Annotated in this window: 25 protein-coding genes; 19 read left to right on the top strand and 6 right to left on the bottom strand. The window is 70.3% G+C overall.

Features of this window, described 5'->3' with window-relative positions; translation table 11 throughout:
• Nucleotides 1–79 precede the first annotated feature (79 nt).
• From D9R14_RS02005 to D9R14_RS01980, 6 genes are all read left to right on the top strand, one after another.
• Nucleotides 80–1381, top strand: a complete 1302-nt coding sequence (locus tag D9R14_RS02005) for a lipopolysaccharide biosynthesis protein (protein WP_121621604.1) — start codon at nt 80–82, stop codon at nt 1379–1381.
• A 205-nt stretch (nt 1382–1586) separates the two neighbouring features.
• Entirely contained in the window at nt 1587–3725 is a 2139-nt protein-coding gene (locus tag D9R14_RS02000; RefSeq protein WP_170168446.1) for an exopolysaccharide transport family protein, read from the top strand.
• A gap of 275 nt (nt 3726–4000) precedes the next feature.
• Nucleotides 4001–4876: a polysaccharide biosynthesis/export family protein gene (locus D9R14_RS01995; protein WP_121621603.1), complete on the top strand. Its 876-nt coding sequence runs from the start codon at nt 4001–4003 to the stop codon at nt 4874–4876.
• Nucleotides 4877–4939: 63 nt separating this feature from the next.
• Entirely contained in the window at nt 4940–5773 is an 834-nt protein-coding gene (locus D9R14_RS01990) for a WecB/TagA/CpsF family glycosyltransferase (protein ID WP_121621602.1), read from the top strand.
• Entirely contained in the window at nt 5770–7101 is a 1332-nt protein-coding gene (locus D9R14_RS01985; RefSeq protein WP_147452924.1) for a hypothetical protein, read from the top strand. The genes D9R14_RS01990 and D9R14_RS01985 overlap by 4 nt, the downstream gene beginning before the upstream one ends.
• A 28-nt stretch (nt 7102–7129) precedes the next feature.
• Nucleotides 7130–7972, top strand: coding sequence for an FkbM family methyltransferase (locus D9R14_RS01980; protein WP_121621600.1), 843 nt, complete (start codon nt 7130–7132; stop codon nt 7970–7972).
• 41 nt (nt 7973–8013) lie between these two features.
• Here the strand turns inward: D9R14_RS01980 and D9R14_RS01975 are convergent, their stop codons facing one another.
• The 3 genes from D9R14_RS01975 to D9R14_RS01965 form a co-directional block, all read right to left on the bottom strand.
• A complete protein-coding gene (locus D9R14_RS01975) occupies nt 8014–8787 on the bottom strand; it encodes an FkbM family methyltransferase (RefSeq protein ID WP_121621795.1) in 774 nt (257 codons plus the stop codon).
• Nucleotides 8788–8999: 212 nt separating this feature from the next.
• A complete protein-coding gene (locus D9R14_RS01970) occupies nt 9000–9962 on the bottom strand; it encodes a glycosyl hydrolase family 18 protein (RefSeq protein ID WP_121621599.1) in 963 nt (320 codons plus the stop codon).
• A gap of 23 nt (nt 9963–9985) precedes the next feature.
• Complete coding sequence (locus D9R14_RS01965; protein WP_121621598.1) at nt 9986–11398, bottom strand: exopolysaccharide biosynthesis polyprenyl glycosylphosphotransferase; 1413 nt, start codon at nt 11396–11398, stop codon at nt 9986–9988.
• A 202-nt stretch (nt 11399–11600) separates the two neighbouring features.
• Here D9R14_RS01965 and fabD point away from each other — a divergent pair, with 202 nt between their 5' ends.
• From fabD to gmk, 7 genes are all read left to right on the top strand, one after another.
• Nucleotides 11601–12581 (top strand): ACP S-malonyltransferase, encoded by a 981-nt coding sequence (fabD, locus tag D9R14_RS01960; RefSeq protein WP_121621597.1) that lies wholly within the window; start codon nt 11601–11603, stop codon nt 12579–12581.
• 119 nt (nt 12582–12700) lie between these two features.
• Entirely contained in the window at nt 12701–13441 is a 741-nt protein-coding gene (gene fabG / locus D9R14_RS01955) for a 3-oxoacyl-[acyl-carrier-protein] reductase (RefSeq protein WP_121621596.1), read from the top strand.
• Nucleotides 13442–13847: 406 nt separating this feature from the next.
• On the top strand, nt 13848–14084 hold the full coding sequence (locus tag D9R14_RS01950; protein WP_013165911.1) for an acyl carrier protein: 237 nt from the start codon (nt 13848–13850) through the stop codon (nt 14082–14084).
• A gap of 121 nt (nt 14085–14205) precedes the next feature.
• A complete protein-coding gene (gene fabF / locus D9R14_RS01945) occupies nt 14206–15468 on the top strand; it encodes a beta-ketoacyl-ACP synthase II (protein WP_121621595.1) in 1263 nt (420 codons plus the stop codon).
• 131 nt (nt 15469–15599) lie between these two features.
• Nucleotides 15600–16670, top strand: a complete 1071-nt coding sequence (mltG, locus tag D9R14_RS01940; protein WP_170168445.1) for an endolytic transglycosylase MltG — start codon at nt 15600–15602, stop codon at nt 16668–16670.
• Nucleotides 16671–16711: 41 nt separating this feature from the next.
• Nucleotides 16712–17632 (top strand): YicC/YloC family endoribonuclease, encoded by a 921-nt coding sequence (locus D9R14_RS01935; RefSeq protein WP_245420481.1) that lies wholly within the window; start codon nt 16712–16714, stop codon nt 17630–17632.
• An 11-nt stretch (nt 17633–17643) separates the two neighbouring features.
• A complete protein-coding gene (gmk, locus tag D9R14_RS01930; protein ID WP_121621594.1) occupies nt 17644–18318 on the top strand; it encodes a guanylate kinase in 675 nt (224 codons plus the stop codon).
• A gap of 7 nt (nt 18319–18325) precedes the next feature.
• On the opposite strand, the gene D9R14_RS01925 is transcribed toward gmk, so the two are convergent.
• Complete coding sequence (locus D9R14_RS01925; RefSeq protein ID WP_245420479.1) at nt 18326–18766, bottom strand: cupin domain-containing protein; 441 nt, start codon at nt 18764–18766, stop codon at nt 18326–18328.
• A 131-nt stretch (nt 18767–18897) separates the two neighbouring features.
• Here D9R14_RS01925 and D9R14_RS01920 point away from each other — a divergent pair, with 131 nt between their 5' ends.
• Nucleotides 18898–19215: a hypothetical protein gene (locus D9R14_RS01920; protein WP_121621592.1), complete on the top strand. Its 318-nt coding sequence runs from the start codon at nt 18898–18900 to the stop codon at nt 19213–19215.
• Nucleotides 19216–19319: 104 nt separating this feature from the next.
• Nucleotides 19320–19769 (top strand): potassium channel family protein, encoded by a 450-nt coding sequence (locus D9R14_RS01915; protein ID WP_170168444.1) that lies wholly within the window; start codon nt 19320–19322, stop codon nt 19767–19769.
• Between the two features lie 33 nt (nt 19770–19802).
• Here D9R14_RS01915 and D9R14_RS01910 read toward each other — a convergent pair whose 3' ends face one another.
• Nucleotides 19803–20309 (bottom strand): tyrosine phosphatase family protein, encoded by a 507-nt coding sequence (locus D9R14_RS01910; RefSeq protein ID WP_121621590.1) that lies wholly within the window; start codon nt 20307–20309, stop codon nt 19803–19805.
• Entirely contained in the window at nt 20306–20869 is a 564-nt protein-coding gene (locus tag D9R14_RS01905; protein ID WP_121621793.1) for an HD domain-containing protein, read from the bottom strand. Before D9R14_RS01905 ends, D9R14_RS01910 begins: the two co-directional genes overlap by 4 nt.
• A 219-nt stretch (nt 20870–21088) precedes the next feature.
• Between D9R14_RS01905 and D9R14_RS01900 the strand changes: the two genes are divergently transcribed.
• The 4 genes from D9R14_RS01900 (at nt 21089) to D9R14_RS01885 (ending at nt 22947) form a co-directional block, all read left to right on the top strand.
• Nucleotides 21089–21484 (top strand): hypothetical protein, encoded by a 396-nt coding sequence (locus tag D9R14_RS01900; RefSeq protein ID WP_245420477.1) that lies wholly within the window; start codon nt 21089–21091, stop codon nt 21482–21484.
• A gap of 143 nt (nt 21485–21627) precedes the next feature.
• On the top strand, nt 21628–22092 hold the full coding sequence (locus D9R14_RS01895; RefSeq protein WP_121621588.1) for an NUDIX hydrolase: 465 nt from the start codon (nt 21628–21630) through the stop codon (nt 22090–22092).
• A gap of 39 nt (nt 22093–22131) precedes the next feature.
• Nucleotides 22132–22542, top strand: coding sequence for a TIGR02301 family protein (locus D9R14_RS01890; protein WP_121621587.1), 411 nt, complete (start codon nt 22132–22134; stop codon nt 22540–22542).
• A gap of 132 nt (nt 22543–22674) precedes the next feature.
• Nucleotides 22675–22947 (top strand): hypothetical protein, encoded by a 273-nt coding sequence (locus D9R14_RS01885; protein WP_121621586.1) that lies wholly within the window; start codon nt 22675–22677, stop codon nt 22945–22947.
• The last annotated feature ends 5 nt before the right edge of the window (nt 22948–22952 follow it).

Raw genomic sequence — 22952 nt, 5'->3', positions numbered from 1 at the left:
GCGCCCGCGCCCGTCTGGTCTCGCATCGTCTCAACTCCCTCCGCCCCGGCCCCCGGCCGGCAGCGCCAGTCTCGGCCAGATGACGCTCAACCGGCTCGACACGCTTTACCACATGGTCCGCACCTACGGCGCCTACATGGCCGCTCTGGGCGTGCGCGCGCTGGAGATGGTGGGCAAGCTCGGCCTCTACATGATCGCCGCGCGGGTGCTGGGCGTCCACGAATCCGGCCTGTTCTTCCTGTGCCTGACCTGGGTGCTGCTGATCTCGACGCTGACCCGCGCCGGCTTCGAGAAGGCGGTCATGCGCCACGTCGCGGCCGAGCTGGCGATCCGCAAGGGCCGGGAGGCGCGCCGGGCGCTGCTTCTCGGCACCTTCTGGGTCACGCTCGGCGGCGCGCTCGGCACGGCGGCGACCATCCTCCTGGCGCAGCCGCTCGCGGTCTATGTCTTCAAGGAGCCGGACCTCGCATTTCCGCTCGCCATCTCGGCGGCGGCCATCGTGCCGCAGACGCTGGCCATCTTCACCGGCCACGCGCTCACCGGCTTCACCCGCGGCGTCCTGGGGCAATTGGTTCAGAACGGGCTGTGGCCCGGCCTCACGCTGGCGGCCCTGGCGGCGGGAGTGCATTCGCTCGACGGCATCCTCTACGCGCTCGCCGCCGCCAACCTGGCCGCCGCGCTGCTCGGCGTCGTGCTCATCTGGCGCGACCGCGGCCGCCTGAGGATCGACGATCCCAACGCCGACGCGGCGGCGGTGGAGCACCTGCCGGCGCTCTGGCGCACCGCGCTGCCGCTCGGCGTGGTGGAGGTGGTGCAGATCACGCTCAACTCGCTGCCGGTGCTGCTGCTGGCCGCCTTCGGCATGCCCTCGGAAGTGGGCGCGTTCAGCGTCGCCAACCGCATCTCCATGCTGGTCTGGGTCGTCATCATCTCCATCGGCACCATCGCCGCGCCCAAGTTCGCCGCGCACCACCGCCAGGGCGAATGGGACGAACTTCGGAGCCTGAACCGCAAGGTACGGCTCACGGTGGCCGCATTCGGCGTGCCGGTGGTGCTGGCGATGATGGTGTTTCCGGCCTCGCTGCTGGCGCTGATCGGCCCTGGATTCGAGATCGCCGCCACCGCACTCGTCATCATGAGCGTCGGCCAATTGGTGAACTGCCTCCTGTCCTGCCAGGACATCATGCTCGCCATGACCGGCCACGGCGGCGTGCTGCGCTGGCTGAACGCGGCGCAGTTCGTCTCCTGCTGCGTGCTGTGCGCAGTGCTGATCCCGCCCTTCGGCATGCTCGGCGCGGCCATCGCCACCGCCATCTTCATCGCCCAGGGCGGCATCGGCACCACGCTCGCCGTGCGCCGGCTGATGCCGCGGGCGCTGTGAGCGCCCGCTTCGCGCGGATCGGCCCCTTGAAGGGCCTTGATTTGCCGAAGTCCGCCTGTAACGGAAGGACAGCCGCCCGCTTCCGGCGCCTTAACCGGCCCTTAGGGCCAATTTCGCATTCTGCGCCGGCGGGTCGCGGCCGAGCGGGGAGCACGCGCGGCGGATCGCGTCCGCCGGGCCTCAATTGCGGACCAGAAGGGCACGGATGAGCTTGACCTTGGACGGCGGGGCGGATGCGACGGGGACGGTCCGCGACCAGGACGTCAACGCTGGCGGCCTCATGCCCGAGAACAGGGCGCCGGCCTTCACCACCCGCGACTTCCTGATCGCCACCTTCTTCCATATCCGCATCGTGCTGATCGCGGCCATGGTGCCGCTGCTGCTGGCGCTCGCCGCCGCCTTCACGGCCAAGACCGAGTACACCGCGAAAAGCCTGCTCATGGTGATCGTGAGCCGCGAGGTGACCAATGCCAACGTCACCGACAGCGGCCCCGCCGTGCTCTCCATCGAGGGCCTCAAGCAGGTGGAATCGGAGGTGCAGATCCTCGAAAGCGCCGACGTGCTGCGCGCCACCATCGAGCAGATCGGCATCGACCGCCTGTTCCCCTCCGGCCTGCTCAGCTACGTCACCTCGTTCCTGAAATCCGACGCCGACCGGATGGACCAGTCGATCGAGAAGTTCCGCAAGGTGCTGCGCGCCTCGGTGGTCTCCGGCTCCAACGTGGTCGAGGTCTCGGTCACGCTGCCCAACCGCGCGCTCGCGGTGGAGGCGACCGACGCGCTGGTGAAGAACTATCTGAACTATCGCCGCAAGGTGTTCGAGAACCCGACCGCGCGCATCCTCCAGATCGAGGTCGAGCGCTTCCGGATGGACCTCGCCGGCACCGACCGGGAGATCGAGGCGCTCAAGTCCAAGGTCGGCATCATCGACTTCTCGCAGGACGCCATCCTCGCCGCCAACCAGGTGGACACGTTGCTCCAGCGCCGGCGCCAGGTGGCCGAGCGGCAGGTGGCCGTCACCGCCCAATTGGCCGAGGCGGAAAAGCAGATGAAGGGCCTGCCCGAGCAGGTGTTCGACTTCACCCAGAAGACCGACGCGCTGGGCAATGACGAGGACGCCAACGTGCTGACGCGGCTGCTGGTGGAGCGCGACCGCATCAGGGCGCAATATGCGCCGGGCAGCCAGCTTCTGCGCGACATCGACCGCCAGATCGCCACCGTGCGCAACAAGATGGAGAACCGCAGCGAGCGGCCCTATTCCACCGATCGCGACGTGCGCAACCCGGCCATCAGCTACGTCCAGAACATGATCCTGAGCCTGAGGGTGGAGCAGGACGCGCTGGGGCGGCAGTTCACCGAGCTGGAGCAGCAGCAGAAGGTGGCCGAGCAGCGCCTTTCAGCCCTGCGCGGCGCCGAGACCCAGCTCATCGAGCTGAACCGCCGGCGCGACACGCTTTCCGACGGCTATCGCGAATATCTGCGCCGGGCGGTGGCGGCGAACATCGAGGAGACCGCCGCCAAGACCCGCGAATCGAACGTGCGCGTGGTGCAGGAGGCCGGCGCCTCGGTGACGAGCCGCAACCTCGCCATCCCGTTCCTCGCCGCCGGCCTGTTCGGCGGGCTCCTGTTCGGCGCCGCGGCCGGCGCCATCGCCTCGGCGCTGCGCACCACCTTCATAATGCCGAGCGAGGCGGAGCGGGCGCTGCAATTGCCGGTGCTGGCCGAGTTCGGCAGCATGGATGCCGGCTCCCACGCCCTCGACACCGCCCTTGGTGGGCTCGCGACCCTGCTGCTCGACACGCGGGTGGACGACCGCCCGCTGCAGCTCATCCATTTCCTCGCGCCGCAGCGGGGCGAGGAAACGCCCGCCTTCTGCCGCCGCCTCGCCGAGGAGTTCGCCACCCAGCGCGGCCTGCGCACGCTGATCGTCGACCTGTGCTCGCCGGTGCCCGCGCCGCTTTTGGCCTCCGGCTTCGAGATGAAGGGCGGGCTCGCCGTCACCCGCACCCCGCTGCCCCAGCTGTGGGCGGCCGTGGACGTGGAGAAGTCGCCGCTGCTCAACGTGCGCCTGCCGCTGGTGGACGGCGTGCGCATGCGCGACGAACTGAAGCAGGCGTTCGAGTGCGTGATCGTGTGCTCGCCGGTCCAGGGCACCTTCGTCGTCACCGACCGGCTCAACCAGCTGGCGGACGGCAACATCCTGATGATCGGCGCCGAGAGCACCCGCAAGCCGTCGGCGCTCCACATGCGCGACAGCGTGCTGGAGAACGGCGGCACGCTGCTCGGCTTCGTGTTCTTCGGACGCCGCTATTACCTGCCCGAATGGATCTACCGGCGCACCTGACGCCGGCTCCGGCCACAGGCCCGCAGGCCTTCCCAATCCTCAGCCCTTTGCAGCGCGGCCGCCCGCCGGCCCGCGCGCCGCTCCGCGCGCCCGCGGCTCCCTTTCGGGGGCCGGCGTTTACCATTCGCGGCCGCGCCTAACCCTCCATTAACCACAAGCTTTTAGCGTCGGTTTACCAGGTTTGCCGATTCCCGCGGCCTGCGCGCGGTCCTCCGGGGCCGCCGCGATCACCGTTCGGGGAGCGGGTCTGGCGCGTTTCGAGCCGGAGTTTGCCGATGCCCGTTTCCCCCCGCGATGCGATCTGCGACGCGCGCCGGCCCCGTGCCGGCCGGTCGGGAGCGCGCGCGGTCCGGCGCGGGCGCGCACCGGCACCGCTGCTGGCACCGCTGCTGGCGCCCGCGCTTCTCCTCGCGCTCGGCGCCGTCCTCTCCGGCTGCACCACCACTTCGACCGACACCGGCACCGCCCCCTTCACCACCGGGCACGAACTGCGTTTCACCGAGATCAATGCCGAGCGTTTCAAGCCCTGGACCAATGTCATGCCGGTCTACCGGCTGGGTCCGGGGGACAAGGTGAAGATCAAGTATTTCATCACCCGCGAGATGGACGAGGAGTTGACCGTCTCTCCCGACGGTACCATGGCGCCGCGCGCCGTGGGCCAGATGCGGGTGGAGGGCATGACGCTGGCCGGCGCGCAGGAGGCGGTCAGCCGCGCCTCGCGCAAGGAACTGGCACAGCAGAAGGTGGTGATCTCGCTGGAAGAGGCGGCGGCGGCCCGCGTCTATGTGGGCGGCATGGTGGCCAACCAGGGCGCCTTCAAGCTGCCCGACACCGGCACCGGGGTGCTCCAGGGCATCCTGCTCGCCGGCGGCTTCACCGAGGAGGCGCGCGCCGGCCAGGTGGCGCTGATCCGCCGCGGACCCAACAACGAGCCCATGCTGCGGCTCATCAATGTGCGCGACCTGATCCAGACCGGCTTCCCGGACGACGTGCCGCTGATGTCGGGCGACATCATCTACGTGCCGCGCAGCTCCATCGCCGAGGTCAATCTGTGGATCGACCAGTTCATCAACAAGGTGGTGCCGTTCCAGCGGACCTTCAGCTACACCCTCGGCAGCTACTCGACCAATACCGGCAGTATCATCCCATGACCGGCCGGCGGCGTTCCGGACCTTCGGCGGCGCGGTGCGCCGGGCGGCCAGAAAGGTCGGCCCATGGACACTGAGATCGGCAGCGGCCCCGCCGCGGCCCCGGCCATCCGCCGGGTGCCGTTCCTGGGCGTCGAGATCACCGCCCTCGGCGTGAAGGAGGCGGCGGAGCTGATCGCGGCGCGCCCCCCCGGCGCGCCCTTCGCCTATGTGGTGACGCCCAATGCCGCCCATTTCACGCGCCTCGGCGAGCTGAAGGACGCGCGCTTCGCCGACGCCTACGCCCATTCCTGGCTGCGCCTGCTCGACGGTGCGACGCCGCGGCGCCTCGCCAAACTGGTGTTCGGACTCGATATCCCGCAGGCCGCCGGCAGCGACCTGACCACCTATCTGTTCGCCCACTGCATCCGGCCCGGCGACACCCTCACCGTGATCGGCGGCAGCGAGGAGATGCGCCGCCGCCTGATGGAGCAGTACCGGCTCGGCGCGGTGAACCTGCACATCCCCTCCATGGGCTTCATCAACCGCCCGGAGGAGGTTGAGGCCTGCGTCGACTTCGTCGTCGCCCATCCGGCGCGCTACGTGTTCTTCGTGGTGGGGGCGCCGCCCTCAGAATATCTCGCCCGCATGGTGGCGGGCCGCGGCGGCGCGGTGGGCACCGGCCTGTGCGTCGGCTCCTCGCTCAACTTCGTCACCGGCATCGTCGAGCGCGCGCCGGACTTCTACCGCCGCAACGGCCTGGAATGGCTGCACCGGCTGCTGCTCAACCCGAAGGGCCACGCCCGGCGGGTGTTCGTGGATTCCCTGCCGGTGCTGTGGATGGTCGCCAAGGCGCGGCTCGATCCCGCGGCCTACGGCATGGCGCCGAAGCGGCCGGGCGCCGGCGGCGGGGCGCCGTGAGCGGCGTCGTCACCCACCGTCCCCGCCGGCGGGTGGTGATGCCCCTGCGCCGCAGCGTCGGCACGTCGCTGGCGCGGCCGGGCGGCGACCTGCTGCCGCGCCTGTTCGGCTGGACGGTGCTGGTCTCCACTCTGCCGCTGTTCGCCCAGACCTTCTATTATCTCAACGAGCTGCCGCCGCCTTATCTCCTGTCCAAGGCGTGGCCCATCATCACGCTGCCGCTCACGCTCTATGCCGTGACGCGCATGCATCTGCCGGCCAAGCACGTCTATCTGGTGCTGTTCGCCTACACGATCGGCTTCACGCCGCTGATCTCCATGGTGCAACTCGGCAACGGCTTCCTCGACGCCATCACCACCACGGTGAAGATCTGGCCGTTCAGCTTCTATTTCGGCCTGTCCGCCATGCTCTACTGGCTGGCGCCGCCGGACGAGCGGCTGCGCCGGGCGTGCCTTGCCTTGGGGATTGGCACCTTCGTGCTGATGGTGGTGCTGTGGGTGACGATCCCGGCCCGCTGGTACACCAGCGATCCCTCCGAGGGAAAGCTGCTTTTGTACGAGATCGAGCGCGGCTACCGCATCTACATGCCGCTGTTCTTCGGCTTCCTCGGCATGTTCTACTTGGTGCGCCGCTTCATGCGCAGCCCCAGCATCTGGCCGGCGCTGGGGCTGGTGGTGGCGTTCATCCTGCTTCTGTCCATCTACAAGCAACGCACCTCCATCGCCGCGGCGTTCCTGGTGTGCGGGTTCGGGGCGCTCGCCAGTATGCCGCGGATGCCGCGGCGGCTGATGCTGGGGCTCGGCCTGCTCGGGCTGCCGGTGGCGGTGGCGCTGCTGTTCTGGAAGCTCGGCGCGGACGGCGGCGAGGCCTTCGGCTCCTCGCTCTCGGTGCGCAACACCTCGTTCGCGCTCGCCACCGGCTTCCTCGGCGACGACGCCTGGCGCTGGATGCTCGGGGTCGGTGCGACAACGCGCTTCGGCGCCGTGACCCTTGCGGACATCTTCGGCAACAACCAGTTCTACATCGCCGACCTCGGCTGGGTCGGCGTGGTGTTCGAATACGGCCTCCTGGGCGCCGTGCTGATCGCGGCAGTCTATGGATGGGGGTATTTCGTCACCTTGAGGGCGGCCACGCGGACCCGCACGCCGTTCTCGCAGGCGCTGTCGGACTACGTGCTCTTCATGATCGTCTCGTCTTCGGTGTATTCCCTCGTCTTCACGCCGGGGGAGCTGGGGGTCATCATGGCGATCGCCGTCTATCTCGACCATTCCAGGGACCGGCGCATGCCGATCCCCCGGGGCTACGTGCCCCGGCCATCGAATTCTTGACGCCGCGCGCGCGGACACGGGGGCCCACATGCTGAGACGGGTGCAGAAGCTGTTCAATGAGCCGGGCTTCCGGGAGGCCCCGCTCACGGTGCTCGCCCGCGCCGCAAAGCTCGCCGTCGCGGTGCCGACCGGCACGCTGGCGCCGTTCGAGCTGATCCCCGGCGGGCCGAAGGTGCAGGTGCCGGCGGACTTCCGCTACACCACGCTCTCCACGTTCCTTTTGCGCGACGCCATGGAGCCGGAGCTGCACACGATCCAGAACTTCGTCGGCGCCGGCGACGTGTTCGTGGACGTGGGCGCCAATATCGGCCTGTTCACGGTGAAGGTGGCGCCGAAGGCGGCCAAGGTGATCGCGGTCGAGCCCGGCGAGGCGGCGCGGGCGCAGCTTCTCGGCAACATCGCGCTCAACGGCTTCACCAACGTGACCGTGGTGCCCAAGGCGCTGGCGGACAAGGAGGGCACGGCGGCGCTTCACCACAATCCGGTGGGCGACGACCCGCAGTCCTTCTCGCTGATCTCCGACGGCTCCGACGCGGGCAGCGAGCAGGTGGCGATGACCACGCTCGACGCGGTGGTGCGCGACGCCGGGGTGGACCGGGTGGACTGCATCAAGATCGACGTGGAGGGCGCCGAGGGCATGGTGATCGCCGGCGGCCAGCACACGCTCGCCACTTACCATCCGACCGTGATCTTCGAGATGAACTGCCCGACCTTGTTCAAGGCGGGCGGCGACCCTGCGGCGGCGTGGAATGCGCTGAAGGCGCTCGGCTATGCCTTCTACCAGGTGAGCCACGACGGCACGCTGACCGCGCTCGGCACGCGCCCGACCGAGTTCTGCAACATCGTCGCCCGCCACCCCTCGCGCGCCTGAGCACGGCAAATCCCAGCCCGCCGGCCGCAAGCCGGCGGGTGTCAGGCCGCCATGGCTTCGAGCCCCGCGATCACCTGGGGCCGGGCGGCGAAGATGAAGTTGTTCACATAGGTGCGCCCCGGCAGCACCCGCGAGCCTTCCGCATTGAGCGCATCGCGCGCCTGATGGCGCGCCGGATCGAAGGCGGCGATCGGCGCAATGGCCGCGCCATCGCGGAAGAAGCCGCGATATCCCATGGGCTCCAGCAGGTGGCGCAGCGAGGCGACGGCGCCGGCGCGGTGCCGTTCCTCGGCCTCCACCAGGATGGTCGGCTGCGCACGGGCGAGCATCTCAAGGGCGCCGGCAAGGATCTTCAGCTCGTAGCCCTCCGCGTCCAGCTTCAGGAACGCGACATTGCCCTCGACGCAGTCGTCGAGGCGGTGCAGCGGCACCTGGACCCGCTCCAGGGGCACCCCCTGCTGCTCGGCGAGCCCGCCGTCGAGCGCCGCCAGCGGCGAGAAGCCGAGCGGGATGTGGAGCGTGGCGCTGCCCTGCGTGTCGCCGAGCGCGGCGGGCACGATCGTGAGCCGCTCGCCACGGCCATGGTCCGGGAACCGCCGCTCCAGCACGCGCACCATGTGGGGGTTGGGCTCGAAGGCCACGACCCGGCTGCCGTTGCGCAGCAGCCAGTAGGTGAACAGGCCGCGATTCGCGCCGACGTCGCAGGCGATCTCGCCGGGCGGCGCGAGCAGCGGCAAAAGGTGCACCTCGTGGTGCGGGTTGCGGGCGGCCAGGCGGTCGAAGACGGGGCAGAGCCGTGCGAAGGCTCCGGGCATGCGGGCTTCTGCGGCCGCGCGGATGGTCTGAAGCACGGGATGACTCGCTTTGAGCGCGGTGACGGGACGGAGGCAAAGCCGCCCGTCCGGCCGCTGGCGGTGGCACGGAGCTCCCGGTGCCCGGCTTCGACGCGGCAAGGATCCGGCGAGCCCAAGAGTATCATTATAATGGGCCGGAAACGGCCAAGGCACAACTCGCCGCTGCCCCTAGGTCAGGGCATGCGCGCCGTGCAGTCTCCGAGGCCCAGCGTGACGCAGATCGCCACCGCGAGCGAGCGGTAGTCGGGATTGTCCGGGCTGGTGACGCCCTCCGGCTCCAGCCGCAGGGCATAGAGCATGGCGCCGGCCAGCGGATCGTCCATGACGCGGGCGAGGGTGCGGGCGGTATAATCGAGGGTAAAGCGCGGGCCGCCGCTGGTGCCCGGCAACACCTGGACGCCCAGCGCCAGCGGTCCTTTCCAGTGGACGCGATAGGCGCGGAACGCCTCGTCCGGCCTGAAGGCCGGACCGGCGTCGTAGGACATGATGGAGACGAGGTCGATCTCCTGCGCCACCGGCGCCCGCAGCAGCGCCAGCGTGACGCCGGCATAGCCGCCCTGCGGCCGAGCATTGGCGAACGCGCCCTCGCCATAGGCGCCGACGCTCCAGCCGGCGACGCTCACCACGTAGGGCCGCGGCAGCGCGCGGCGGATCTCCTCCACCACCCGGACCGAGAGCGCGTCGCCGGGGCAGGCGATGCGCCCGGCGCGGGTGCGCAGGCAGTCGGGATGGTGGGTCTCGTAGTCCATATCGACGCCGTCGGCGCCGAGGTCCTTGACGAGGCGGGCGAGGGCGCCGGCATCGAAGCGGTCCCAGGCCGGGTAGTTCCAGCCGCCGACCGAGACCAGCACCTTCATCTGCGGCACCCGTACCTTGAGGGCGGCGATGGCGCCCTTCAGCACGGTGCCCGAATAGGGATATTGCAGGCCGGTGCCGTCGAGGTCGAGGCCGCCTTTATAGGTCAGGTCGGGCCGCGCGAAGGACAGAGCGAGGTGGGTGATGTAGGGCGGCAGGCGGGCGATGGTGGTCAAGGCCGGGTCGTCCGTGCGCACCTCGTACCAGCTCGCGTGATAGGCGAGGAAGGGCCGGCCCTCGGCGCGCGCGGCACCCGTGCCCGCGGCGGTGGCGAGGACCATGGCGGCGGCGGCGAGCGCCGTCCTCAGAACACGTTGGAGCCTGCCATGCCCTTGGTGATGGTCAGGATCATGATCCGGATGTCGAACCATATGGACCAGTTCTCGATGTAGAAGAGGTCGAGCTCGACGCCGCGCTCGGCCTTTTCAAGGGTGTGGATGCCGCCGCGCATGCCGTTGATCTGTGCCCAGCCGGTGATGCCGGGCTTCATGCGGTAGCGCGCCACATACTGGCGGATCGCCTCGTACCGCACGTTGGAGGTGACCTCCATGTTGGGCACGTGTGGGCGCGGCCCCACCACCGACATGTCGCCCTTCAGCACGTTGAGGAGCTGCGGCAGTTCGTCGATCGAGGTGGAGCGCAGGAACGCGCCGACCTTGGTGATGCGCGGGTCGTTGCGGGTCGTGCCCTTGGATCCGTCGTCGGCCGGGTCGACCTGCATGGTCCTGAGCTTATAGCACTGGAAGACCTTGTTGTTCAGGCCGAGGCGCGGCTGGCGGAACAGCACCGGGCCCGGGCTGTCGAGCTTGATGGCGACGGCGGCGGCGAGCAGGATCGGCGCGGTCAGGATCAGGCCGATGGTGGCCACCACATAGTCCTCGACCCACTTCAGGAGGCCGAGCGAGCCCTTCAGCGGCTGCTGCTGCACCATCAGCGCCGGCTCGCCCGCGAGCACGGTGAGGTTGGCGTAGTTCAGCATGAACTCGTCGGGATCGAGCTCCACCACCACGTCGGCGGCGATGCGGTACATCTGCTCGGCGATGGCGTTGATGGCGGTGGGATCGCGCCAGGACTTGCAGATCACCACCATGTCGATGGACGCGTCCTTGGCATATTCCAGCAGCGCGCCGAGGTCGCCCATGACGGGGGGCAGGCCCGCAGGCGGCGCGGCCTCGTCCGGCCGCCCGGCCTGATCGTCGAAGATGCCCACGAAGGCGAGGAGGCCGCCTTTGGCATGCTCCTCCTGATATCTGCGCACCAGCGCGCGGCAGCGCTCCCGGTCGCCCACCAGAACCACGTCGCGATGCAGCACCTCGTGGCGCCGCACCAGGGAGATGCCGAGCCGCACCAGAACGAGGCGGCCGAAGATCAGGCACACGGCGGTCAGCCCGCCCCAGCCCAGCAGCGCCCACAGATTGGTGTCGTCATTCGGGATGATGGCGTAGTACGCCACCGCGACGATGGCGCCGGCCGGAACGCCCGCCACCACCAGGTGGCCGATCTGCCGCAGGGGGCGCACATAGTGCTCGACCCGATAGGCGCGGCCGATCTGCAGAATCTGGATGAAGACGAAGGCGCCGAGCACCCAGAGGATGACCATCTGGCTCCAGGACAGGAATTCCCAGCGCAGATGAGCGATGATGGCCGCGAGCGCCGCCATGACGACGTCGCACAGGATGACCAGACGATTCACCAGGCCGTGGGTCCAACGGGTCATCGTCGCCAATTCCAGGAGCGGAGAATCGAGCCGGGTCGCCGATCCGGCCCGGTTCTGCTGAACAAGTTCGGTTCCGTCAAGTTAGTCCGTGGAAATGAGGATATGGTGAACACGGCCGGAGACCGGTCGATGCGGTTGCCTTGACTCGCCCACAATCCCGGTGTCTCTCCCCTCCCCAATTTTCATTCCGGAGGGACGACCCATGTCCAGCGGGTCCCGCACATCCTCGCACACCGCCTTCATCTTCCCCGGCCAGGGCAGCCAGGCCGTCGGAATGGGCAAGGCGCTCGCCGACGCCTTCCCGGCCTCCCGGGCGGTCTTCGAGGAGGTGGACGCCGCGCTGGGCGAGCATCTCACCCGCATCATGTGGGAGGGGCCGGCCGAGACGCTGACCCTGACCGCCAACGCCCAGCCTGCGCTGCTCGCGGTTTCCCTCGCAGCCATTCGGGCGCTGGAGGCGGAGGCCGGGCTCGACATCGCCCGCGACGCCGCCTTCGTCGCCGGCCATTCGCTGGGCGAGTATTCCGCGCTCGCCGCCGCCGGCGCGCTCACTATCACCGAGGCGGCGCGCCTGCTGCGCATCCGCGGCCGCGCCATGCAGGACGCGGTGGCGCCCGGCGAGGGCGCCATGGCGGCGCTGCTCGGGCTCGACTACGAGCAGGCGGTGGCGGTGGCCGCAGAGGCGGCCCAGGACGGCGTCTGCGAGGCCGCCAACGACAATGCCCCCGGCCAGGTGGTGGTGTCCGGCGACCGCGCCGCGGTGGAGCGCGCCATGGTCATCGCCAAGGAGAAGGGGGCCATGAAGGCGGTGCTGCTGCCGGTGTCCGCCCCCTTCCACTGCCGCCTCATGGGCCCGGCCGCCGAGGCCATGGAGGTGGCGCTCTCCGGCTCCACCATCATGACGCCGCGCGTGCCGCTGATCGCCAATGTGCGCGCCTCCCCGGTCTCCGACCCGGCCGAGATCCTGCGCCTGCTGGTGGAGCAGGTGACGGGCACCGTGCGCTGGCGCGAGAGCGTGATCTACATGGCGGGCGCCGGCATCAACTCGGTGGTCGAGGTGGGCGCCGGCAAGGTGTTGTGCGGCCTCGTCAAGCGCATCGACAAGTCGATCGCGGCGAGCGCCGTGGGCACGCCCGAGGACGTCGCCGCCTTCATCGCCGCGCGCAACGCGTCGGCGGCCTGAAGCCCTAATATCCCCGGTTCCGCTTGCGGGGCGGCGGCGGGAGAGGCAGAACCGTTCCCGACGCCGACAGGCACACACCGGCCCCGACGCCGAACGCATAAAGAGGACTGGGGAAACTGATGTTCGATCTTACCGGCAAGACCGCGCTCGTCACCGGCGCCACCGGCGGCATCGGCGGCGCGATCGCCAAGGCGCTGCACGCCCAGGGCGCAACCGTCGCCGTTTCCGGCACCCGCCGCGAGGCGCTGGAGGCGCTGGCCGCCGAGCTGTCCGGCCGCGTCCACGTTCTGCCCTGCAATCTCGGCGATGCCGAAGAGGTGGAGAAGCTGGTGCCCGCCGCCGAGGAGGCGCTGGGCGGCCATATCGACATCCTCGTCAACAATGCCGGCATCACCCGCGACAACATCTTCATGCGCCTGTCCGACGAGGCGTGGGACCAGGTGATCGCGGTGAACCTCACCGCCGCCTTCCGCCTGTCGCGCGCCGCCGTGCGCACCATGATGCGCCGCCGCGCGGGCCGCATCATCTCCATCACCTCCATCGTCGGCGTCACCGGCAATGCGGGCCAGGGCAACTATGCCGCCGCCAAGGCGGGCATGATCGGCATGTCGAAATCGCTGGCGCAGGAAGTCGCCTCGCGCGGGGTGACGGTGAACTGCGTCGCCCCCGGCTTCATCGCCACGCCGATGACCGACGCGCTGAACGACAAGCAGCGCGAGACCATCCTGAAGGCGGTGCCGGCGGCCAAGCTCGGCACGCCGGACGACATCGCGGCGGCCTGCGTCTATCTCGCGTCCGACGAGGCCCAGTACGTCACCGGCCAGACGCTGCACGTCAACGGCGGCATGGCGATGATCTGAGCCGGTCGGCGCGCCGCGGCGCGTTGCTGGCAAAGACGGCGCGAGTGTGTTAACGAGCGCCGAGGTGTCCCGTCCGCGCTCCCTTTGACCGGGGGGCAAAGGCAGGGTGCCGCACCACAAGAACGAGCCGGGCCGCGCGCCACGGATCGGACCGCGCGCAGCTGTCCGGGCCGGCGGGAGGGGCCAAGGCTCTGGTCCAGGCCTTTTCTGGCCCGGGCCGTTCTGGCTGGGGAGCCGTCGGGGCCTTATCGCCATGCCGCGCCCGTTCAGCGGGCGCAGTGTCCCGAGACCGTCCGCCCGAAGAGGGCCGGCGGTGCGAAGGGGCTGGGCACGGCGGAAAAAAGGCATTATGCCCTCCATCAGCCGCCGAACGGCACCGGATATCCGAACAACGAGGGTTGCATCGATGAGTGACATCGCCGAGCGGGTGAAGAAGATTGTCGCTGAACATCTGGGCGTGGAGCCCGAGAAGGTCACGGAGAACGCGTCCTTCATCGACGATCTCGGCGCCGACAGCCTCGACACCGTGGAACTCGTGATGGCCTTTGAGGAGGCCTTCAACTGCGAGATCCCGGACGATGCGGCCGAGACCATCCTGACGGTGGGCGACGCCATCAAGTTCCTGGAAAAGAACGCGGCTTGATCCTGTCTGCCGCACAGTCGACGGTCGCGCGGCGCCTGGCGCCCGCGGCCGTTGTCGCACCGGGCCGGAGCGGCCGCGCCGTGGCGCGGTCCCGGGCGGCCGGCCATCTGGAGTCCTGAAGATGAGACGTGTTGTCGTCACCGGCCTCGGCATGGTGACGCCGCTCGGCTGCGGCGTCGAGCCCACCTGGCGGCGGCTTCTTGCCGGCGAGACCGGCGTCAAGAAGATCGAGCATCTGGACGTCTCGGACCTCGCGGCCAAGATCGCGGCGACCATTCCGCGCGGCGACGGCACGGACGGCACCTACAATCCCGACCAGTGGATGGAGCCGAAGGAGCAGCGCAAGGTAGACGAGTTCATCGTCTACGCCATGTGCGCGGCCACCCTCGCCCTCAACGACGCCGGCTGGCATCCCACCTCCTATGAGGACCAGATCGCCTCGGGCGTGATGATCGGCTCCGGCATCGGCGGCATCAACGGCATCGCCGAGGCCTCGCTGACGCTGAAGGATCGCGGCCCGCGCCGCATCTCGCCCTTCTTCATTCCGGGCCGTCTCATCAATCTCGCCGGCGGCTACGTCTCCATCGCCCACGGGCTGAAGGGGCCGAACCACGCCGTCGTCACCGCCTGCTCCACCGGCGCTCACGCGATCGGCGACGCCGGGCGCCTCATCGCCCTCGGCGATGCGGACGTGATGGTGGCGGGCGGCACCGAATCGCCGGTGGACCGGCTCTCCATCTCCGGCTTCGCCGCCTGCAAGGCGCTCGCCACCGCCTATAACGACGAGCCCACCCGCGCCTCCCGCCCCTGGGACAAGGACCGCGACGGCTTCGTCATGGGCGAGGGCTCGGGCGTCGTCGTGCTGGAGGAGCTGGAGCACGCCAAGGCGCGCGGCGCCAAGATCTATGCCGAGCTGATCGGCTACGGCCTGTCGGGCGACGCGTTCCACATCACCGCGCCGACCCCGGACGGCGACGGCGCGTTCCGCTGCATGTCGGCGGCGCTGAAGCGGGCCGGCATCACCGCCGGCGATGTGGACTACATCAACGCCCACGGCACCTCGACCATGGCCGACGAGATCGAGCTGCACGCGGTGGAGCGCCTGCTCGGCAACGCCGCCGGCAAGGTGGCCATGTCGTCCACCAAGTCGTCCATCGGCCACCTTCTGGGTGCCGCGGGCGCGGTGGAGGCGATCTTCTCCATCCTCGCCATCCGCGACCAGGTGGCCCCGGCGACCCTCAATCTCGACAATCCGGCGGTGGAGACCCCCATCGACCTGGTGCCGCTGAAGCCCAAGCCACGCCAGATCGACACCGTGCTCTCCAATTCGTTCGGGTTCGGCGGCACCAACGCCTCCGTCGTGTTCCGCCGCTACGCCGCCTGACGCGGCGCGGGTCGCATGCGGCCCGCCCAACGGGCGCCCGAATGGGACGATAACAAGCGCACGCGGCCGGTTGCGAAAGCGGCCGCGATGCCCGAGAACGGGCCGCCGACCACATCGAGGGAGACCCGAGGATGGCCAAGCCCCAGAAGGGATCGCACCTGCCGTCGAGGAGCGCCCGGCATCCGGCCGCGACCATCGGTTCCGGTATCTTCACCTTCCTCGTGCTGGTCTGCGTCGGCGGGCTCTTCGCCGCCCGCTACGGCGAGCGCGAATTCAACGGCCCCGGCCCGCTCACCCAGGAAAAGGCGGTGGTGATCCCGCGCGGCGCCGGCATCCGCGACATGGCGGACACGCTGGAGAAGGCCGGCGTCATCGAGAACTGGCTGACCTTCATCGCCGGGCTGAAGCTGACCAAGCCCAACGCCAACATGCAGGCGGGCGAATATCTCTTCAAGCCCGGCCAGTCCATGGCCAGCGTCATCGACACCATCTCGTCCGGCAAGGTCATCCAGTATTCCGTTACCATCCCGGAAGGCCTCACCAGCCAGCAGGTGGTGGCCCGCCTGATGGAGAATGACATGCTCACCGGGACGCCCGCAGTGCCGCTGGAGGGCACGCTGCTGCCGGAGACCTACCGGATCATCCGCGGCATGTCGCGCGAGGCGCTGCTGAAGGACATGGCGGAGGCGCAGCAGAAGGTGGTGCGCCTCGCGTGGGAGCGCCGCGCGCCGGGCCTGCCGCTGCGCACGCCGCAGGACCTCGTCACCCTCGCCTCCATCGTCGAGAAGGAGACCGGCGAGGCGGACGAGCGCCCCAAGGTCGCCGCCGTATTCATCAACCGCCTCAACAAGAAGATGCGGCTCCAGTCCGACCCGACGATCATCTACGGCATCGTCGGCGGGCGCGGCTCGCTCGGGCGCGCCATCACGCGCACCGACATCTCCACCGCCACCGCCTACAACACCTACGCCATCGACGGCCTGCCGCCGGGTCCGATCTGCAATCCCGGCAAGGACGCGATCCTGGCCGTCGCCAACCCGCCGAAGACCACCGACCTGTTCTTCGTCGCCGACGGCACGGGCGGTCACGCCTTCGCCGAGACGCTGGCCGACCACAACAAGAACGTCGCCCGCTGGCGCGCCATCGAGGCGGGCCGTCCGGCCGCTCCCGCCGCCCCTGCCGCTCCCGGCGTCGCCAACTGAAGGACGCGCCGGCCCACCTGTCCGGCGCGCAGGCCCCCCCGATGTCCCAAGCCCAGCCGCCTGCCGCCGGCCCCGCTCCCCTCGCCAGCATGACCGCCTTCGCCCGCGCCGCGGCCGCCGCGGGCGCCTGGCGGCTCGCCTGGGAGGTGCGCTCGGTGAACGGCAAGGGCCTGGACGTGCGCCTGCGCCTGCCGCCGGGCTTCGACATGGTGGAGGCCGAGGCGCGCGCGCTCGCGGGGCGCCATCTCGCCCGCGGCTCGCTCAATGCCACCCTCGCCGCCACCCGCGAGGGCGACAGCGTCAGCGTCAGCGTGAACCAGCCGGCGCTGGAGGCGCTGCTCGCCGCCGCGCAGGCCGCCGCCGCCAAGTTTTCCGTCCCCGCCCCCAGCCTCGATGCGCTGCTCACCGTGAAGGGCATCGTCGAGGTCAGCGAGGTGAAGGAGAGCGAGGCGGAGATGCGCGCGCTCACCACCGCCGCGCTCGCCGCCTTCGATGAGGCGCTCGGGGCGTTGTGCGCCATGCGGGCGCGCGAGGGCGAGGCGCTGCGCACCGTGCTCGCGGGCCGGCTCGACGCCATCGAGGCCCTGGTGGCCGCCGCCGAGGCGCTGCCGGAACGCCGCGTGGAGGCGGTGAAGGCGCGCCTCGCAGAGCAGGTGCGTGCGCTTGTGGACGCGACGCCGGCGCTCGATCCGGACCGGCTCAGCCAGGAGGCGATCCTGATCGCCACCCGCGCCGACGTGCGCGAGGAACTGGACCGCCTCACCGCCCATGTGGCGCAGGCGCGCCATCTTTTGGCCGAGGGCGGTCCGGTGGGCCGCAAGCTCGACTTCCTGGCCCAGGAGTTCAACCGCGAGGCCAACACCTTGTGCTCGAAGTCGAGCTCCGTGGCGCTGACCCAGATCGGGCTTGACCTGAAGCTGCTGGTGGATCAGTTCCGCGAGCAGATCCAGAACGTCGAGTGAGCCGCCCGCTTATGTCCCCGTCCGCCCCCACGTCCTCCGTCGCGCCGCACGGCCGGGCGGGCCTCGCCCGGCGCGGTCTGATGCTCGTGCTCTCCTCGCCTTCCGGCGCCGGCAAGACCACGCTCTCGCGCCGCCTTCTGGCGAGCGACCCGCGCATCACCATGTCGGTCTCGGTGACGACGCGCCCGCCGCGCCCCGGCGAGGAGGAGGGCAAGGACTATTTCTTCGTCGACGCCCCGCGCTTCGAGGCCATGCGCGAGGCCGGAGACCTGCTGGAGCACGCCACCGTGTTCGGCAATTTCTACGGCACGCCGCGCGCCCCGGTGGAAGCGGCGCTGAGCGAGGGCCGCGACGTGCTGTTCGACATCGACTGGCAGGGCGTGCGGCAGCTGCGGGAAACCGCCGGTCAGGACATGGTCAAGGTCTTTATCCTGCCGCCGAGCGCGCAGGACCTGGAGAAGCGCCTGCGCTCGCGGGCCCAGGACAGCGACGAGGTTGTCCGCGGCCGGATGGCAGGGGCGGCGGTGGAAATCGAGCACTACGCGGAATACGACTACATCATCGTCAATGACGATGTGGAGGAGAGCCTCGCTCGGCTCACCGCCATCCTCCAGGCGGAGCGCCTGAAGATCGGGCGTCTCACCGGTCTGTCGGAGTTCGTGAAGGGCCTGCACGCGGCGCTGTGACGTTGCCTCACAGATAGGGGTTTCGCGCCGGGCGGCCCGCGAGGTCGGTCCAACGGCCCTGCGGCGAGGCGCTGTCCCGCATGCACATGCGGCCATGATCCGGATAGGTGATGGCATCGGCCGGCGCGCGCGTGCCGACCACGAGGCATCGGGCGGTGTCCTGGCCGCGATTTTCGACGAAATGGGCGATCGGATCGCCGGCCCGGAAGGTCGCTGCCGCGCCCGCACCGAGAGGCGTCGCGGTCCCATTCTCGACCACGGTCAGCTCGCCCGAAAGCACATAGACCATTTCATCCTCGGCACTGTGCCAGTGGGCGAGCGCGGTCCGCGAACCGGGCGGCAGCTCATGCACAAAGGCGCCGAACTGAGTCAGGCCGCCGGCCTCGCTGATCCAGAACGCGCGGCTTGGCCCGCACGGATCGTCGGCGCGGCTCTCATCGACGATCATCCGGTCCGGTGTCACGATAGTCATGGGGCCGCCTTTCGCATCCGTGGCGCAAGCCCGCGGCGGCGGTTTGGGTGCCGTCCGTCTCACGACCGCCAGAATGTTCGCTCATTCTCGGCCCCATGAACAGGTTCATGACCCTCTTCGGCGGCCTCGCCGGCCTTGCGGTCGCTGCGGCGACGGCGGCCCTGATCTTCGTGCTGCTCGGCGGCCTGCTGATCGCCGGCGGCGTCATCCTCGCCGCCCTCATGGTGGGCGGCGGCATCTATGCGCTCGTCACCGGCCGCGCGCCGGGCCTGCGGCGCGGCGGCGGCGTGCGGGTTTACGAGTTCCGCTCGGGCGGACGTCCGCAGGACGGCTTCGGCGGCGGCTTCCCCCGCGGCTTCGAGGACGCCCCGCGCCCCGGCGAGATGATCGACGTGACCCCGCCCAAGGAACCTCGCAAGAACTGACCCCCGCAATGGCCGGACGCCGCGCGGCACCGGGTTTGGGTTTCTCTCCGGCCACGAAGCGGCTAGCTTCCCGACCCGCGAGATCGGAACGGAGCGGCGTCGGGATGGGTGTGCGGGACTATCTGTCGGTCATCATGGCCGCCATCCTTCTCGCCATGGTGACGGTGAGCGTGCATGCGGTGATACTCGCCGGCGTGCGCCGGCGCCTTCTGCGGCGCATCCACGGCAAGTCCTACGCCGACCACGTCTTCCGCGAGGCGCTGGTGATCAGCGCCACGGTGCTCAGCCTCTGTGGCGCCCACCTGGTGGAGATCCTCATCTGGGCCGCGGCGTTCGTCTGGCTCGGCGCGATCACGTCGCCCGTCGACGCCTTCTATTTCTCCATCTCCACCTACACCACCGTGGGCGCGGACGGGGTCTCGGTCGGCTCGCACTACCGCAGCCTGGCCGGCTTCGAATCGCTCATCGGGCCGATGATGGTGGCGTGGTCCACCGCCTTCCTGGTGGAGTTCGTCGCCCGCATGCGCGGCCCGGATCGGGACGCCGGCCGCTGACGCGTTGCGGAGGCGACGAACCGCGGCCCGGATTCACGCCACGGCGAGGCTGAAGGGCTCGCCCTCGAAGGCATCCTTGCCGCGGCCGATGGCGGCGATGGCGGCGACCATGCGGCCGTCGCGGCGCAAGGCGGCGTCGGCGAGCGTGACGATGCGCGGGTTCGGCGTCGCGGTGGGCGAGGCCTCGCGCAGGCGCAAGGCGAGGTCCATCTCGTCGCGCTCCGGCAGCAGCGCGCACAAGGTGGCATAGGCCGCCGCCGTCGAGCGCGAGATGCCGGCATAGCAGTGGATCACCAGCGGCGCCTCGCGCGGCCAGGCGGCGACGAAGTCGAACAGCTCGTGCATGTGGCTGTCCGCCGGCGCCACCAGCCCCTCGATCTCTTCGGCGATGTCGTTGAGGCCGAGGAACAAGTGGTTGGTGGGATCGACGTTGCAGGGCCGCGTCAGCACCGTGCCGCCGTTCATCAGCGTGATGACGTGGCGCGCCCCGGAGCGCTCCACCGTCTCGTGGAGCCGGGAAAGGGAGCAGACATGGATCATGGCTTCAGCTCCGCGAACCGTTCGAGGAACCGGGCCTTGGCCCGGTCCGCCGTCCAGGGCGACAAATACTCCTGAAGCACCGCGGGGTCGAGCCGCGCCGGCGCGCCGAACAGGCGCCGGGCCTCCGCCTCGGCGAAGCCGGCAAGGGTGGTGGCCTCGTAGAAGGCGGCCGAGCGGTCGGCGCTCTTGACCATCTTCACCAGCGCCGCCGGCCAGTGGACCGGCAGCGAAAAGCGCCGCGAGATGGCGGCCAGCAGGCGCGCCTCCACCGCCTTGTAGTCGCCGCCGATCACCGCCTTGAAGGGCGAGATCATGTCGCCGATCACATATTCGGGCGCATCGTGCAGCAGCACGCACAGCCGCCAGCGGGCGTCGATGTCCGGGAACGCCGCGCGGGCGATGCGCTCCACCAGCAGCGCGTGCTGAGCCACCGAGAAGATGTGCGCGCCGTGGGTCTGGCCGTTCCAGCGGGCGACCCGGGCGAGGCCGTGGGCGATATCCTCGATCTCCACGTCGAGCGGGGAGGGGTCGAGCAGATCGAGCCGCCGCCCGGATAGCATGCGCTGCCAGGCGCGGGGCGGCGCGGCGCGCCGCGCCGGGGGGTGGTCTGGCTTGGTCTCGCTCACGAATCGGCCTTCCTTCTCGCAGCGGACGTTAGGCCGGAGCGGCAGGTGCGCCAATGCCGGGAGCGCGGCGGCGGGTTGCGCAAATCTGCAATACAGCTCTAGATTGTTACAGGGGCGGCGTTCGCCCCTCGGTGGCAGTCGGGGGGCGATGGCGTGCGGGCGGCAGCAGGACGGGTGGCGGGAGCGGCGGCGGCCCTCGGGGCGCTCGCCCTCGCGGGGTGTGCGAAATCGGCGGACCAGGTCTCGGCGGCCTATGTCTCGCCCATGCAGTTCCAGAGCTACAACTGCCAGCAGCTGGCGCAGGAGGCCGAGCGCATTTCCGCGCGCGCCGTGGCGCTCACCGGAACCCAGAACCGCCAAGCGGCCTCCGATGCGGTGGTGACGGCCGTGGCGGTGGTGATCTTCTGGCCCGCAGCCTTCATGGTCGGCGGCGACAATGCCCAGACCGCCGAGCTGGCGCGCCTCAAGGGGGAGATGGAGGCGATCGAGCAGGTCTCGATCCACAAGAAATGCGGCATCGTGTTCCGCACCGAAGAGGGGAAGTCCTGAGGCCCGAAGCGCCCCACAAGGGGCGGTCCAGGCCGTTGCGGCCGGGGCGGGCGACCCGCTAGTCTGCCGCGCGCCCGCAGCGCGGGCCGATCCTCGCGCGCCCTCAGGGCGGCGGCGCTGCCGATGCCCCGCGGAGTTCCCCCATGAGCGAAGCCGTCCGCCCCACCCTCGCCGCGAGTGCGGCCGTGTTCCGCGACGGGCGCGTGCTGCTGGCGCGGCGCGGCGCCCATCCCGGCAACGGCCTGTGGAGCCTGCCGGGCGGCCGCGTCGAGCCGGGCGAGACGCTGGCCGAGGCGGCGCGCCGCGAGCTGATGGAGGAGGTGGGCGTCGCGGCGGAGATCGTCGCCCTCGCCCGTGCGCTCGACGTCATCATCCGCGATAGCGACGGCACGCTGAAGGCGCATTTTGTGGTCGCAGCCCACGCGGCGCTGTGGCGCGCCGGAGAGCCGCAGACCGGGCCGGAGGCGGCGGAGGTGGGCTGGTTCCTGCCGTCCGAGGTGGCGGGCCTTGTCACCACCAGCGGGCTCGCCCCCGTGGTGGAGGAGGCCGAGCGGGTGCTGGCCCGGCTCAGCGCCCCTCCGTTCGCCCAGCCTTTCGCCTCGGCCTGACCCCTTGACCCGCGCGCCTCGGCAGCGCACCTGAAAGCCATGCGCCTGCCTGTCCTCCGCCGCCTCGCCCTCGTCGCCGCGCTCGCGCTCGCCGCGCACGGCACCGCGCCGGCGCGCGCGGCCGGGCCGACCGAGGGCGCCGCGCCGCCTTACGACCAGGATTTCCTGCGCCTCGCCGAGATCCTCGGTGCGCTGCATTATCTGCGCCCGCTCTGCGGCGTGGAGGACGAGGCCCAGCGCTGGCGCGCCGAGATGCAGGCGCTGCTCGATGCCGAGCAGCCCTCCGAGGCCCGCCGCGGGCTGATGATCGGCAGCTTCAACCGCGGCTATTCCAGCTACGCCCAGGTCTATCGCGCCTGCACCCCCTCGGCTCGCCTCGCGGTCTCGCGGCAGCTGGAGGAGGCGGGAAAGCTCGCCCACGACATCGTCGTGCGCTACGGCGGCAACTGAGGCCGCACGCGGCGCCGCGGGGCCTGGTGCCATCCGCCCCCGGCATTAACCTTTTGGTTAGAACTGGGCTGCCCAAGAGGCAGAACGTGCTAAAGGTATCCCCGTCGCCGCATGCGGCGCGGAGAAACCGCCTTGTCCACCTTGCCCAACGACCCGATCCTTATTCCCGACGCTGGCGAGACGGAGGCCGACGACCGCCACGCGGCGCTCAGCTATCTCAACGATGCCTGGGTCGAGGCGGTGCGCGACGGACTGGACGAGGACTGCCTGGTGCAGGCGGCCCTGTTCTCGGCGCTGCGCAGCCTGGTCGCCACCTATGGCGAGGAGCCGTGCGCCGAATTCGTCGAGCGGCTCGCCGGCAAGGTGCGCGCGGGCGAATATACGCTGGTCGGCCGCGCCCACTGAGCGGG

Source organism: Xanthobacter tagetidis (assembly GCF_003667445.1).
GTDB lineage: Bacteria > Pseudomonadota > Alphaproteobacteria > Rhizobiales > Xanthobacteraceae > Xanthobacter > Xanthobacter tagetidis.
Note: the sequence above shows the minus strand (reverse complement) of the source record. Positions and strands in the feature narration are given on the sequence as shown.